Below are 13526 nucleotides of genomic sequence, written 5' to 3' on the forward strand. Positions count from 1 at the left end.
ATGTAGCGGCAACATGCTGCGCACTGCTTCCGTCAGGCGAGCCCGGACGTGATGCCGAGCCGGGTCAGCAGATCCGCATCTCGATCAACTTTCGGGTTTTTGGTGGTCAAGAGCACGTCGCCGATGAAGATCGAATTTGCGCCGGCCAAGAAGCAAAGCGCCTGCAATTCATCGCTCATATATTGCCGCCCGGCGGACAAGCGAACCACACTCCTTGGCATCATGATCCGCGCGGTCGCCAGCAGGCGGACCAGCGCGATCGGATCGGGGGGCTCTGCGGTGTCTTCCACCGGCACCCCTTCGATCTTGTTCCACAGGTTGATCGGCACGCTTTCGGGATGGCTGGGAAGATTCGTGAGCAGCACGAGCATACCTAGGCGGTCCTCGATGTGCTCGCCCATACCGATAATCCCGCCGCAGCAGATCTTGATGCCGGCATCGCGCACGTGCGCCAGCGTATCGATGCGGTCCTGCAGGCTACGGGTCGTGATGATCTTGCTGTAAAACTCGGGTGATGTGTCGAGGTTGTGATTGTAGAAATCAAGGCCGGCCTCGGCGAGGCGCGCGGCCTGGTTCGCTGTCAGCATGCCGAGCGTGACGCACGTTTCCATGCCGAGTCCCTTGACCGCGTTGACCATGTCGCAGACGGAATCGAGATCGCGATCTTTTGGCGTGCGCCAGGCCGCGGCCATGCAGAAGCGCGTGGCGCCCGCATTCTTGGCGCGCCGCGCGGTCGCAACCACATCGGCGCAATGCATCAGACGGGTGGCTTTCAGGCCGGTCTCGTGATGCGCGCTTTGCGAGCAGTAGCCGCAGTCTTCCGGACAGCCGCCGGTCTTGATGCTGAGCAGGCTCGCAGTTTCGACGTGGTTTGGATCGAAGTTCTTACGATGAGCGCGCTGCGCCTGAAACATCAGGTCGGCAAAAGGCAGGTCGTAGAGCGCCTTAGCCCGTTCGACGTTCCAAAGATGACGAACCTGCGCCCCTTTGCTTGCTTCCTTCCGTTGGACTTGCGCAGCAGCATCCATAATCCAATCCCGCTCGATTGTAGATAATCGCGTGAATTATCTATAGTCATCGCTCTCGAAGAGATGCTAATCGAGCTGCCTCGCAAATGCACCGGTTATTGCGGTAGATAATCTATGATCACTGCTGACAACATGACGACCGTCGCGCGCATCGCGGACCTCAATCGCTGAACGCATTATCAGCGGTGCCCTAGAGCCAGGCGCACCACTCCGCCAGGATCACATTGCACGAGAATTCAATTCCAGCCACGTCCCAGTGCGCGAGGCGTTTCGGCAGCTGCAGGCACAACATCTTGTTGTCGCTGTGCCGCGCCGCGGCGTTCGGGTTGCCCCGCTCGACACCCGTTCAGTGAAGGAGATCGCCGAAATGCGCGCTGCGCTCGAAGTGGTGGCATTGCGCCATTCGGGGCCAAGGCTCACAACAGCTCATTTGGCTCGGATCGAGCTCACCATGATCGAGGGAGACAATGCAAAGACGATCGAGGAGTTTGAGATGGCCAACCGCGCCTTTCACCAAGCCTTGGTCGCGCCGTGCGGAATGCCGCTTCTGCTCGCGAGCCTCGATGGACTGCAGCTTGCCAATTCTCGATTGGTGTTCGCGACGGCGCGATCGGTCGGCTGGCGACCGCGCTCCAATCAAGATCACCGCCTGATTCTGCAAGCCTTGCGAACGCGCAACATCGATCAAGCCTGTAATCTGCTGACGCGGCACATTCAAACCATTGAGCGCCTTATCCTTCCGGCGTCCTGAGCAATCTGGCAAGCTTCATTGCGGATCGCCGACGATCGCAAATGACGAGCATGCAGCAAGTGAGTAGCCTCATTGCAACGGGTTCTATTCCCAGATAGTTATGCCCCCCGCTAGCGACATCTCCGGACGGCCATGATTCGTCACATCGTCTTCTTCAGCGCCAAGGACAAGGCGCATATCGACCACATCATCGAAGGTCTTTCGCTTCTCGCCGCGATACCACATGCGCGCCGGCTTGAGGTTGCCCGCAACCGCAAGACCGATCAGCTCGGCAACGATATTGACATCGTGGTCTATGGTGAGTTCGACAGCGAGACGGAGCTCGCAGCGTACAAAGCACACGATCTCTACCAGGAATCGATCAAACGGGTCCGACCGCTCCGCGAGCTGCGATTCGCGGCCGACTACGATGTATCAAAAGATACCCCTTTCGCCTCGACGGCAGGATGATCGAGGTGCTGTGGCAGCATAGGTCAACCGCCGGCTTAATTTGGCAACGGCCTCAAGTTTCGTGCCATCGCAGACAGGCGTCGCTCTCATCGGGTGGGGCAACAGATGGAACGTCAGCAGCCGGTGACCGATAAGTCGATGTACGTCCGCGAGTTGCAGTGGATTGACCCTGTCACAGCGATGCGACGTCTTGGGCATCGATCGCATCTCACGTTTCTCGATAGCGCAGCAAGGCACGAGCTGCTTGGGCGCTACTCATATGTAACGTGCGACCCGTTCAGCACCTATAGGGTCGCGAACGGCCAAGCCAGTTGGAACGGACTGACTCTGAGGGCCGATCCATGGAAGGTCCTTCGCACGCTACTCGCGAACTACCCGCAAGAGCATCGTCCCGATCTCCCGCCATTCCAGGGAGGAGCGGCAGGTTACCTTGGCTACGACATGAACAGGACATTGGAGCGATTGTTTGCGCCGGCAATTGCCGGTCTGGGTTTGCCCCAATCCATCCTGCATTTCTATGACGTGGTCATCAGCTTCGACCATCGGGATAACAAATGCTGGATCGTCTCGACCGGATGGCCGGAGCACGATCGCGTGCGACGGAGCGAGCGAGCGCGTCGTCGAGCTGATGAGTTTGCAGCATTCCTTGACCGTCCAATGGCGCCACAGAATGGTTGTGCCAGCAAAGCGGGCGCTTGGAGCTCGAACTTCAGCCGCGAGGGCTACATTGCGTCGGTACAACGCGTGATCGACTTGATCTTGGCGGGTGACGTGTTCCAGACGAATATTGCGCAGCGTTTCAGCACCCGCCTGCCGACCTCGTTTGATCCGCTCGCCTTCTATTGCCAGCTACGATCACTGAATCCGGCGCCTTTTGCGGCCCTGTTGCGATGGGGAAAGCTGACCATCGCATCAAGTTCGCCGGAACGATTCCTGAAGCTTAACGAGCAACAAGTCGAGACACGCCCCATCAAGGGCACGATCGCGCGTTCGCCTGATTTCAATGAAGACCACCGTCGTGCGTCTGTTCTCCTCGCTTCCGAAAAGGATCATGCCGAGAACACGATGATTGTCGACCTTTTGCGAAACGATCTGTCACGCGTTTGCACTGCGCATTCGGTCGAGGTTCCGGCTCTGTGCAATCTCGAGTCCTATGCCTCGGTGCACCATCTCGTGTCGATCGTTACGGGGGAACTTGCCGGAGGGGAAGACGCCGTTAGCCTGCTCCGTGCTTGCTTTCCCGGGGGCTCCATTACGGGAGCGCCAAAGGTGCGGTCAATGGAAATTATTACAGAAATCGAGCGCATAGCGCGAGAGGTCTATTGTGGGGCGATCGGCTTCATCGGCTTCAACGGGCACATGGACACAAGTATTGCGATCCGCACTGTCACCATCGACGGTGACCTGGCTGTGTTTCATGCGGGCGGCGGTATAACGGCCCTGTCGGAGCCCGAGGCCGAATACGAGGAAACGCTCGCCAAGGCAGAGCGACTCTTTGATGCATTTGGTTCTGAACCAGCTGGTGCATTTTGATTGTCATCATCGATAATTACGATTCCTTCGTGTTCAACATTGCCCGCTATTTCCGCAAGCTCAGTGAAGCAACGGAAGTGATCCGAAACGACGCTATCAGCATCGGCGAGCTCGTTGGTCTCAGCCCCCGCGCGGTGGTCATATCGCCCGGCCCCTGCACCCCAACTGAGGCAGGAATATCGACAGCAGTGGTTCGCGAACTCTCAGGACGCCTACCAATTCTCGGCATCTGCCTTGGACATCAGTGTATTGCGAGCGCTTTCGGAGGACGGGTGGCGCGTGCGCATCGGCCCATGCACGGTCAGCGGTCATACGTTGCGCATGACGGCCGAGGGTTATTCAAGGGGCTGCCAACCCCGCTTGACGTCGGACGCTACCATTCTCTTATCGTCGAGCTTGATCACTCATGTGCGCAGAACCTCATAGTGACAGCGCGTTCGGAGGAAGGCGAGATCATGGCCCTCACGCACGGCTATTATCCCACCTATGGGGTTCAGTTCCATCCTGAGTCGATACTTACCTCACAGGGGCACGTCCTGCTTATGAACTTCTTACGACTCACGAAGGATTTCCGAAACCGCGACGAGCAATGAGAGGCTCGGCCTGCGCATCAAGATGGTGGACGGTTGGTTTCCGACTTGGTTGGAAGGCGCAGCGTCATATGGCAGGCATTTTGTGGCAATCAGCGCTGTTCGGTGCTCGGCTCCGCAGTCAGCGGCGCGCCTCCGACGGAAACCGGACCTTGCGGCTTCGGGGGCCGGACGTCTCTATTGGCCGGCTTGGATGTGGTGCGCACGAGTGGGGAAGAAGCAGCAGGAGCAGGAGAGGCAACAGGCGCCGGATTGTGCAGCTCCTCGATTCTTTGGGTCAGGGCTGTGATCTGATCCGAGATCCGCTTTAGCTCGGCTTGCTGCGCGTCGACGTTGCGATTGAGCTCGGCAATTTCACCGGCTGTCTTCTGCTGCCCTGATTGGATCCCTAAAAGGACGTCCCTATCCTCAGGTGACAAGCCAAACGTAGGAGGCACGACTTCATGCGCCGACAGCGCCTCGGCAAACGTTTCGATATTCGTCAAAAAATAGGCTCCTCCGGCGCAAAGAACGAGCAATACGGCTAGAAGAGCAAAGATCCACCGAAAGCCTTTCGAGGGTCTTTGCAGGACCGGCGGCAACTCCGATGCTTGGGATTGATCCGTCACAGCCACACCCCGCTCTCATCATCTCGATCTGCTTTGGTTGTTCTCGTTGCCGCGATAGCAGAAGGTGGTCAAGAGCTGCCGCAAGCCGCACCCCCCGCTGCATCGTTTTCAGCAATGTTGTCCCCAAAGCCGGGTCTTGATCGCATCAAGACTTTTACGAGCTACGCATTGCGCTGCAGGTGGTGAGGTAAATAATGAGGGGCGGTAGAGGGGATTACCCGTGAACCACATTCATACCTGTGCTCTTGAGAGGGCCGCCTCACCGAAAGGCAATGCGCGTCGGGGATTTGCTAGGTGAGGCTTCCAGCGGTCCTGTGTCTGATTGTTCGAGGATCGGTAGTCGCAGCGTCGAAGTTAACTTGGCGCAAAAATGCTGCGCAACCCACGCAACAAACGCGTGATGCGAGCGCAATCATAAGACTAACTATATCGTTCGATGGAGGGGAATTGCGTTGTTAGTGGGCAACTGCACGAAGGCCAGCCCGGAGATCAGGTCGGCCGTTCAGAAAGACGGGCACTACATGCGAAAATGAAGCGATTCGAGGAAAGCGGCTCCCCGCGGATGCCTGCGCAGGTCATCTGCAACCGCCGGGCCTCCATACGTGGAAAACATACCAGCGCCCCTGTCGGGCTGCGTACCGTCTTGGATGAGGTCTCGCGGGGATCCTAGCGCGACCAAAGGGTCGACCCCGGATCTAAATGAAAGCAAATGCGAGCAGGCTCGAGCAAAGCAGCGCAAGCCCAGCCGCGGTCAGCGCCAACAGGCTGCCGGACACAATGTCATGATCGCGCATGAACCGTCCTCCATGGCGCCCGGAAGCAGCACGAGGGGGCGGCTGCCTTCGTGGTGAATAGCCAATCGCCGGATTACTATTCAAATTCGTTGCACTATTCCTGCAGTCTGCAAGGGAAAATGCATTTTTTGAGCGCAATCGTCGCGCTGTTCGGCGGCTGCCGGCGAGAACGAACGAGTATCAAGATTTGTAAGGTGTTCGCTGGCCAACAGGCTATGCGCGTGGGATGGCTCGTAAGAGCCGCCCCTCCGCCAAGGCACGGGATGTGAGCCGTTTCATAACTGCGACATATCGTTTCGAGTAACCTTGTTGCATGCGTGCTCTCCTAATCCTCCTCGCGGCTTTTGCGATCATGTTCGCGGCACGTGACCGGCACCAAAATGGCTTCGTGCCACGCCCGGCGGCATCCATGCCCGCGGTCGACGTGCCGTAACCCAGGCACCTGCCTTTGTCCGCAAACGACTTGCGCTCTGCACCGCTGCTGTAGGCGGCACATCTTCCGCCCTAGCGTGGGGACAGCCACGTCATTCTGCCATTGCGGAACTGGCGTAGCGGCACTTAAGTCCGGGGGGGCGCCGGGCCAATCACAATGCTTTTGCCATGTCAGGCCGACTTGTCCTCACGGCTGCCCTCAAGCTTATCTCGCAAGGCCGTGATCACGCGATGGACAATCCGTATATCCTTGACCGACAGCCCTTCTGAAAGATCGTTGATCCAGGGAGCCTGCAACTCCATTGCGGCTTCGAAGGCACGCTGTCCATTCTTAGTGAGCACGACGAGCTGCGCCCGTCGGTGATGCGGGTTGACCTCAAAAGATACGAGGCCCTCTCTGTGCAGATCATTGATAATCCGCTGCACGTTTTGACGATTGCCGCCGAGGTCACGTGCGAGCCAAGCGACCGGTTGGGGACGTTCGGCGGACACAATGGCGCCAAGCACCTGCCAGCGTGCGCTTGTTAGGCCAAGTGGGGCGACCAGACGGTCGCCGGCCGTCAGCAATAGGCTGTCGAGCCTGAATAGATCGAGAACAAGGTCGGTCAGGGCGTCACCCTCCGGGGTTCGCTTGGCTCTTTTCATTTGTCACCATCGTTTTCTATTGACATCATGATGTCAAAGCGTTATGTGATCATAATACCAATTAGACACCACACATCAAATAGCAATGGAGGCACTCATGGCGCTGCTACGCCCACTCGACCCTTCTTTCCCGATCGACCGCCAGATCGCTATTGAGGCAAATTCGGTCGTCCTGGTGAACCCATTCACACTCGACAAAGCCGATGAGGCGGCTTTTCTCAAGACGTGGCAGGACGACGCAGCGTTCATGAAGCGACAGCCGGGCTTCATTTCCACTCAGCTGCACAGAGCTCTCGGCGACAGCTCGACCTATCTGAACTACGCCGTCTGGGAATCCACCGCACACTTCCGCGCGGCCTTCACCCATCCTGACTTTTTAGCAAAAATCGCCAGCTATCCGGCCTCCGCGATAGCCTCCCCTCATCTGTTCCAGAAAGTTGCCGTGCCCGGCATCTGCGTTGCCTAGCCCTGCTCTTTTTAGGAAGGGAAGATACTCATGATCAAGTTGATCCATCCTGTCGCTGGCGGCTTGGCTATCGGAACGATCGGCACATTTTGGCTGTCGACGGTACTCAGCGAGCTGTTCGCGTCCCATGCCACAGTTGCAGCGGTTAAGAGCACCATACCGTGGGGTTTCTTGTTGCTGATTCCGGCGCTCGCTGCGACCGGTGGTACAGGTGTCATCTTGGCAAAGGCTCGCCGGGCCGGACTGATCGGGGCCAAATTCAAGCGCATGCCATTCATTGCAGGAAACGGCATCCTGATTCTTATTCCGTCTGCGTTCTTCCTTGCGTCCAAGGCTCAGGCGGCAGAATTCGATGCCGCGTTCTATGCTGTGCAGGCGATCGAGCTCGTCGCGGGCGCAACAAACATTACACTTCTTGCTCTCAACATGCGGGACGGTCTCAAAATGAAGGGATGGTTGCGCCAAAAACCCGCTTGATCACCTCAACCAGAACTGCGCGGACAACTGACCTGAGGCCCGGTATTGTCGTGGCTTTATGAGTACGCGCCCTAAAATGTTATAGCTCTCCCGCCGGAGAACAGCCGGATGGTAATCAGAATGCGTAGCCCGATCAGCAGTTTAGAACGTTCAGCCCCTCAGTTTACCTTCGGCAGCATAGCGATGGCCGTGGTAACACTGGCTTGCTTGTACCTTCAGGCGCATTTCGCCGCGACGGCGTTCGCCTATTTGTTAGTGGTATTGCTGTTTTCGTTGATGGGCAGCTTCATCGCGTCGTCCGCGCTTTGCATCATAGCCATCGCTGCTCTCGCTTACTACTTTGCGCCGCCGGCGTTCAGCCTGCGAATCGATGACCCCCAAGATCTGCCGGTGGTTGTTGCATTCTTTATTGCCTCGATTGTGGGAGCGCAACTGATCGGAAAGCTCCGCCACGAAAGAGAGGCTGCGCGTGTGGTTGCGGCCAAGCTTCAGCGGAGTGCGGCCGATTTGGAGGATCGCGAAAAGCGGTGGCGCGCCATCTTCGAGCACAATCCCGCCATGTACTTCATGGTCGATGAAGCCGGCACTGTCCTCAACGTCAATACGCTCGGCGCGACACAACTCGGCTATGCTCCTGCTGAACTGGTCGGTCGATCCGTGCTGGACGTATTTCTCGAGGAGGATCGCGCGTTCGTTCGCGAATGCGTTCGGACGTGCCTTGAGGATGTCGGACAGACGCGCACGTGGGACGTCCGGAAAGTCAGGAAGGGCGGCTCGGTGTTGTGGGTACGTGAAAACGCCAAAGCCATGCTCTGGGGCGATGAGCAGCCCATTGTCCTTATCGCCTGCGAAGATATCACGCAGCGAAGGCGGACCGAACTCGCCTTGCAGCGGAGCGAAGCACATTTGGCCCAGGCGCAGGAGTTGAGTCACACAGGCAGCTTCAGCTGGAACCCCACTACGGGCGAGGCCTTCTGGTCCAAGGAAACGTTTCGGATTTTCCAATTAGATCCTGACACGGTGCCGCCGGGGCCCCAGCTCGTCGTTGAGCGCACTCATCCAGATGATAGGGCTTCGGTTAAAGAAATTATCGATCGCGCGATGCGAGACCCGAGCGATTTCGAGCACGAATACCGGCTTCTACTACCGGACGGCTCGGTAAAGCACATCCATGCGCAGGCACGAGCGACGAGAACAGCCTCTGGGGACATCGAGTTTGTTGGGGCAGCTACGGATATTACCGCGGCAAGGCGAGCAGAACAGCAGCTGCGCCGCAGCGAGGCCTATCTGGCCGAGGCCCAGCATCTCAGTCACACAGGCAGCTGGTCCTGGGACGTCTACGGTCTAGATTTCATATATCGGTCCGCCGAGGTCGATCGCCTGTTTGGCTTTAGCCCACAAGAGCCGGTATCGATCGAGACCATTCGATCGCGCATCCATCCGGAGGACTTGCCGCGGCTGGAGGAGGTGCAGCGCCAGGCGATTGAACACAGGGAGGGGCGGTTCGAATATGATTTTCGTATCCTTCTACCGGATGGCGAGATAAGACGCATACACTCCGTTGCGCACGTGGTGATCGGCAGCGATGGTAACGTCAGCGAGCTGATCGGAACACATATGGATGTGACCGAGCAACACGCAGCTAGGGAACGCCTGGAAAACACACTTGCCGCGCTGCGCGAGAGCGAACAGCGCTTTCGCGACTACGCCGAAACAGCTTCCGACTGGCTCTGGGAGACCGGGCCGGATCATCAGGTCACTCGCTTGTCCGAGCACACCAGCGCTGCGGGAATTTTGGCGACCGGATTGCTCGGCCTGCTTCGCTGGGACATTGCGTGCGACGTCGAAGAGGAACCCGAGAAGTGGCGGCAGCATCGGGCGACGTTGGAAGCCCATCTTCCGTTTCGGGATCTCGTCTATCGCACCGTGAATCGGACAGGTTCTCCGATCTACGTCCGCACGAGTGGCAAGCCTTTTTTCGATGGAAAGGGCAAGTTTCTCGGCTACCGTGGCGTCAGCACCGACATCACCGCTACAATTCGCGCCGATCAAGCCGAACAAGAACTACGAAAGGCGCAGTCGGAGCTTGCGCATGTGACGCGTGTAACGACGTTAGGAGAGCTGACAACCTCCATCGCCCACGAAATAAACCAGCCACTCGCCGCTATTATCAGCAACGCGGATGCGTGCCTCGGTTGGATGGGCCGGGAAGCGCCTGATCTTTCCGCCGCGCGCTCTTCGGTGGAGTGGATCATCGAAGACGCAATCCGGGCCAGCGAGGTGATCCGTCGTATTCGCGCGCTCGCGAAGAAAGGCGAGATTGAGATGGTGCCGCTCGATATCAATGAGGTCGTTAAGGACGTCATTGCGCTGGTAACACGAGAGCTGGTGAGCCACCGAGTGACATTACGGACCGAGTTGACGGAAGGACTACCTAGGATCCTCGGCGATCGGATTCAGCTTCAACAGGTGATCATCAATCTGGTGATGAACGGAATCGAAGCCATGGACGCAGTTACAGACAGGAAGCGCGAACTGCTGATTCAATCATCGAAGGACGATGTGGGGCACGTCCACCTTGCCGTGACCGATTGCGGCGTCGGCATCGCCGAGAACGACGCGGACCGCGTCTTGGATCCCTTCTTCACCACCAAATCGACTGGCCTTGGAATGGGTCTTTCGATCTGCCGGTCGATCGTGGAAGCTCATGGAGGACGATTGTCAATGGTCCGCAAAAATGGACCGGGCGCGACGTTCCAGTTTGCCTTGCCGCTGCATAAGGAGGCCGTCTCGTGACAGCACTATTTGACGCGTCAGATGAAGGCAGCAATCCCGAGGCCTCGACAAAGGCGACCGTCTTCGTCGTCGAGGATGATATCTCAATGCGTCGCTCGCTTACCAATCTTTTTAAATCGGTAGGGTTGGACGTCATTGCATTCGGATCCGCCCGCGAAATGCTGCAGAGCACAATTCCGGAGGTTATTAGCTGTCTAGTTCTTGATGTCCGGCTGCCAGGCTTGAGCGGGCTTGACTACCAGACTGAGCTAGCGAGGTTGAACATACATATCCCGATCATTTTCATTACCGGCCATGGCGACATTCCAATGACCGTCAGAGCCATGAAGGAAGGAGCCGTCGATTTTCTCAGCAAACCGTTTCGCGATCAGGAACTGCTTGATGCCGTGGTTGCGGCAACCGAACGCGATCGCAAAAGACGGGAGGCTCAGCGGACGGTCGCGAACCTGCAGTCTTTATTTGAGACCTTAAGCCCCCGCGAGCAGGGGGTGATGAAACTGGTCGCTGCCGGCCTGATGAATAAGCAGGTCGCCGCCGAGCTTGGGCTCGCCGAGATTACGGTCAAGATCTACCGCGGAAAAGTAATGAAAAAGATGCGTGCACGCTCGCTGGCCGACTTGATCAGAATGACTGAGACACTGGGAATTCGCGCTAATCGTCCTGAACAAACCCAAGTATGATTTTACAACTTCATCGGTCGAGCCCACTTTTCGCGCAAGGTGGCTAATGCTTGCAGCCGCTATTCCCCCTTCAGGAGGGCTCGTCTTGTCCACGCCTTTGATTTCCGTCGTTGACGACGACGCCTCAGTCCGTGCGGCGACAGAGAATCTTTTGAAATCGCGTGGCTACATCGCCCAAATATTTGCCTCGACCAAACACAGGGGAGCCCGGAGCAGACTAAAACGCTTTGAGAAGCCGTACGGTTGATTGCGATTGCTGCGGTTTGGAATAACCGGCTTGGTTCCGCGCTCATCGAGTTCTTCACGCAATTCGGCACTATCATAGACCGATGAGGGGGGGTGCGAGCGCTGGGTTCACGACCTAGAGCTCTTCCAGCACGCTTTCACGCAGGAGCGCTCAGACCTGAGCCATTGGCGCAAGCGGCTCGGCGACAAGCTGGAGCTGCTGCGGACCGAGCGCCTGCGGGTGGCGCACGAGGCCGGCACGTTACGCAGCCAGGACCTCAAGCGCGTCACGGTCGATACCACAGTGCAGCCGAAGGCCATCACCATTCCGACCGATGCCGAGCTGCTGCATGCGGGCATCAAGGGCCTCAATCAGTTCGCGAGAAGGCACGGGGTCAGGTCCGGCAATCCTATGCTCGCGTGGCCAAGGCCGCCGCGATGATGGCTTCCCGCTCGCGCCAAACAGTTCAGGCGGCATCAGGGACAGCTGCGCATCCTGCGTAGCAGGCTCGGCCCAATTATTCGCGACATCCGCCGCAACATCGAGGGCCAGCCGGCACTGGAGGAGGCCTTCGCCCTTTCGCTCGGCTGGGCCGCGCAGATTCGTTCGCAGCAGCAGCGCCAGCGCGGCTGGAAGCTTTATTCCTTCCATGGTCCGGAGGTGGAGTGCATCGGCAAAGCCAAGGCCGCCGCGCCTTACGAGTTAATGGCATGGACCACGCCCGCTCTCAGCGGCAACGTGCAGCCCGGCGGGGGGCAGCAGCAGGAGTGCAAGCCATGTCGAATACGAACCTTGTCACAATCGGCATCGATCTCGGGAAGAACACATTCCACGTCGTCGGTCTCGATGCCACAGGCGCAATTACGCTACGCAAGAAGCGGTCGAGAAATCAGCTTGACCAGTCGCTGGGCAATATTCCGCGTTGTCTGATCGGAATGGAGGCGTGTGCAGGCGCACATCATCTGGGGCGCAGGCTCGAGAAATTAGGCCATCAAGTACGGCTCTTGCCGGCGCAGTACGTCAAACCATACCTCAAGGGTCACAAGAATGACTTTCGGGATGCTGAAGCGATCGCCGAGGCCGCTCAGCGGCCGACAATGCGGTTCGTTCCAGTGAAGTCAGCCGAACAACTTGATTTACAGGCACTACACAGAGTTCGCAGTCGATTGGTGACGCAGAGAACGGCGGTCATCAATCAAATCCGGGGCTTTTTGCTTGAGCGAGGGCTACCAGTGCGGCAGGGAGCGGCAGCACTCCGACTGGCACTTCCTCAGATTCTCTCAGCGCCAAACGACAACTTATCGCCTCGCGTGATCCAGCTCATTCAGGACTTGGCCGAGGACTGGCGCTATCTCGACCGACGGGTCGCGTCATTGACGAAAGAAATCGACGAACTCGCTGATCAAGATCCACACTGTCGCCGCCTAATGAGTGCGCCCGGCGTCGGGCCGATCATCTCAAGCGCGATGGTCGCCGCCATCGGAACGGGTGATGCCTTCCATAAAGGCCGAGACTTTGCAGCATGGCTTGGTCTGGTACCAAAGCAAATCTCGACCGGCGATCGAACCATTCTCGGGCGCATATCGAGGCGCGGTAATCGGTACCTGCGAACGCTGTTTATTCAAGGTGCCAGAGCCGTACTTCTGCAGCGTCAGAGTTGGCCTCGGCATGGCTTCGCAGCCTGGTTAGAGGCAGCGTCGAAGCGGCTCCACTCCAATGTCTTGGTTGTTGCCCTGGCCGCAAAACTTGCGCGCATGGCCTGGAGCATGCTCGCAAAGGGCCGTGACTACGACGCCAACCTCCTGGGCCGCACCGCATAAGAAACAGGGCCGGAAAGGAAAATCCAAGGTCGGGATCAGAAGGCACAATAACCCGCCGAGGTTTGCGAGACGGAAAGGACGAATGGAGAAACGGTTCCACCGACACTTCTGAAGCCTGGTTCGACTCCATGGCCCTTCTTGAGGCCGGCGAGTTATTGAGGACAGAAGTGAGCGGATATCCATGATGGCTCGGGGCAACAGCCCCAAATTGAAGCCGGATAGATTGGCGC

The 13526-nt window shown here is 58.0% G+C and carries 11 protein-coding genes and 2 pseudogenes; 10 read left to right on the forward strand and 3 right to left on the reverse strand.

Going from position 1 to position 13526, the window contains the following annotated elements:
* Nucleotides 1-32 precede the first annotated feature (32 nt).
* Nucleotides 33-1028 carry a biotin synthase BioB gene (gene bioB / locus ACVWY3_RS22480; protein WP_456840436.1) on the reverse strand — a complete coding sequence of 332 codons (996 nt, stop codon included), beginning with the start codon at nucleotides 1026-1028 and terminating at the stop codon, nucleotides 33-35.
* 114 nt (nucleotides 1029-1142) lie between these two features.
* Between bioB and ACVWY3_RS22485 the strand changes: the two are divergent.
* The 4 genes and pseudogenes from ACVWY3_RS22485 (at nucleotide 1143) to ACVWY3_RS22500 (ending at nucleotide 4355) form a co-directional block, all read left to right on the forward strand.
* Nucleotides 1143-1779 (forward strand): annotated as a pseudogene (locus ACVWY3_RS22485) (GntR family transcriptional regulator).
* A 132-nt stretch (nucleotides 1780-1911) separates the two neighbouring features.
* Nucleotides 1912-2229: a Dabb family protein gene (locus ACVWY3_RS22490; protein WP_456840437.1), complete on the forward strand. Its 318-nt coding sequence runs from the start codon at nucleotides 1912-1914 to the stop codon at nucleotides 2227-2229.
* A gap of 138 nt (nucleotides 2230-2367) precedes the next feature.
* A complete protein-coding gene (pabB, locus tag ACVWY3_RS22495) occupies nucleotides 2368-3762 on the forward strand; it encodes an aminodeoxychorismate synthase component I (RefSeq protein WP_456843426.1) in 1395 nt (464 codons plus the stop codon).
* A complete protein-coding gene (locus ACVWY3_RS22500) occupies nucleotides 3759-4355 on the forward strand; it encodes an anthranilate synthase component II (RefSeq protein ID WP_456840438.1) in 597 nt (198 codons plus the stop codon). The genes pabB and ACVWY3_RS22500 overlap by 4 nt, the downstream gene beginning before the upstream one ends.
* Nucleotides 4356-4444: 89 nt before the next feature.
* Here the strand turns inward: ACVWY3_RS22500 and ACVWY3_RS22505 are convergent, their stop codons facing one another.
* On the reverse strand, nucleotides 4445-4837 hold the full coding sequence (locus tag ACVWY3_RS22505; RefSeq protein ID WP_456840439.1) for a hypothetical protein: 393 nt from the start codon (nucleotides 4835-4837) through the stop codon (nucleotides 4445-4447).
* A gap of 1520 nt (nucleotides 4838-6357) precedes the next feature.
* Nucleotides 6358-6831: a MarR family winged helix-turn-helix transcriptional regulator gene (locus ACVWY3_RS22510; RefSeq protein ID WP_456840440.1), complete on the reverse strand. Its 474-nt coding sequence runs from the start codon at nucleotides 6829-6831 to the stop codon at nucleotides 6358-6360.
* A gap of 97 nt (nucleotides 6832-6928) precedes the next feature.
* On the opposite strand from ACVWY3_RS22510, the gene ACVWY3_RS22515 reads away from it, so the two are divergent.
* The 6 genes and pseudogenes from ACVWY3_RS22515 (at nucleotide 6929) to ACVWY3_RS22540 (ending at nucleotide 13296) form a co-directional block, all read left to right on the forward strand.
* On the forward strand, nucleotides 6929-7297 hold the full coding sequence (locus ACVWY3_RS22515; protein WP_456840441.1) for an antibiotic biosynthesis monooxygenase family protein: 369 nt from the start codon (nucleotides 6929-6931) through the stop codon (nucleotides 7295-7297).
* A 30-nt stretch (nucleotides 7298-7327) separates the two neighbouring features.
* Nucleotides 7328-7774, forward strand: coding sequence for a hypothetical protein (locus ACVWY3_RS22520; protein ID WP_456840442.1), 447 nt, complete (start codon nucleotides 7328-7330; stop codon nucleotides 7772-7774).
* Between the two features lie 120 nt (nucleotides 7775-7894).
* On the forward strand, nucleotides 7895-10570 hold the full coding sequence (locus ACVWY3_RS22525; protein WP_456840443.1) for a PAS domain S-box protein: 2676 nt from the start codon (nucleotides 7895-7897) through the stop codon (nucleotides 10568-10570).
* Nucleotides 10567-11250 carry a response regulator transcription factor gene (locus ACVWY3_RS22530; RefSeq protein WP_456840444.1) on the forward strand — a complete coding sequence of 228 codons (684 nt, stop codon included), beginning with the start codon at nucleotides 10567-10569 and terminating at the stop codon, nucleotides 11248-11250. The genes ACVWY3_RS22525 and ACVWY3_RS22530 overlap by 4 nt, the downstream gene beginning before the upstream one ends.
* Nucleotides 11251-11575: 325 nt before the next feature.
* Nucleotides 11576-12229, forward strand: a pseudogene (locus ACVWY3_RS22535) (IS5/IS1182 family transposase); the annotation flags it as partial.
* Nucleotides 12230-12243: 14 nt separating this feature from the next.
* Nucleotides 12244-13296 (forward strand): IS110 family RNA-guided transposase, encoded by a 1053-nt coding sequence (locus ACVWY3_RS22540; protein WP_456840445.1) that lies wholly within the window; start codon nucleotides 12244-12246, stop codon nucleotides 13294-13296.
* Nucleotides 13297-13526: the final 230 nt, after the last annotated feature.

This window comes from Bradyrhizobium sp. USDA 4486 (assembly GCF_054057995.1).

Excerpts from the sequence above, each read along its gene's own strand:
- ACVWY3_RS22490 (WP_456840437.1), top strand. The coding sequence starts at position 1,912 with ATGATTCGTCACATCGTCTTCTTCAGCGCCAAGGACAAGGCGCATATC.
- ACVWY3_RS22510 (WP_456840440.1), bottom strand. The coding sequence starts at position 6,831 with ATGAAAAGAGCCAAGCGAACCCCGGAGGGTGACGCCCTGACCGACCTT.
- ACVWY3_RS22520 (WP_456840442.1), top strand. The coding sequence starts at position 7,328 with ATGATCAAGTTGATCCATCCTGTCGCTGGCGGCTTGGCTATCGGAACG.
- ACVWY3_RS22515 (WP_456840441.1), top strand. The coding sequence starts at position 6,929 with ATGGCGCTGCTACGCCCACTCGACCCTTCTTTCCCGATCGACCGCCAG.
- bioB (WP_456840436.1), bottom strand. The coding sequence starts at position 1,028 with ATGGATGCTGCTGCGCAAGTCCAACGGAAGGAAGCAAGCAAAGGGGCG.
- ACVWY3_RS22525 (WP_456840443.1), top strand. The coding sequence starts at position 7,895 with ATGCGTAGCCCGATCAGCAGTTTAGAACGTTCAGCCCCTCAGTTTACC.
- pabB (WP_456843426.1), top strand. The coding sequence starts at position 2,368 with ATGTACGTCCGCGAGTTGCAGTGGATTGACCCTGTCACAGCGATGCGA.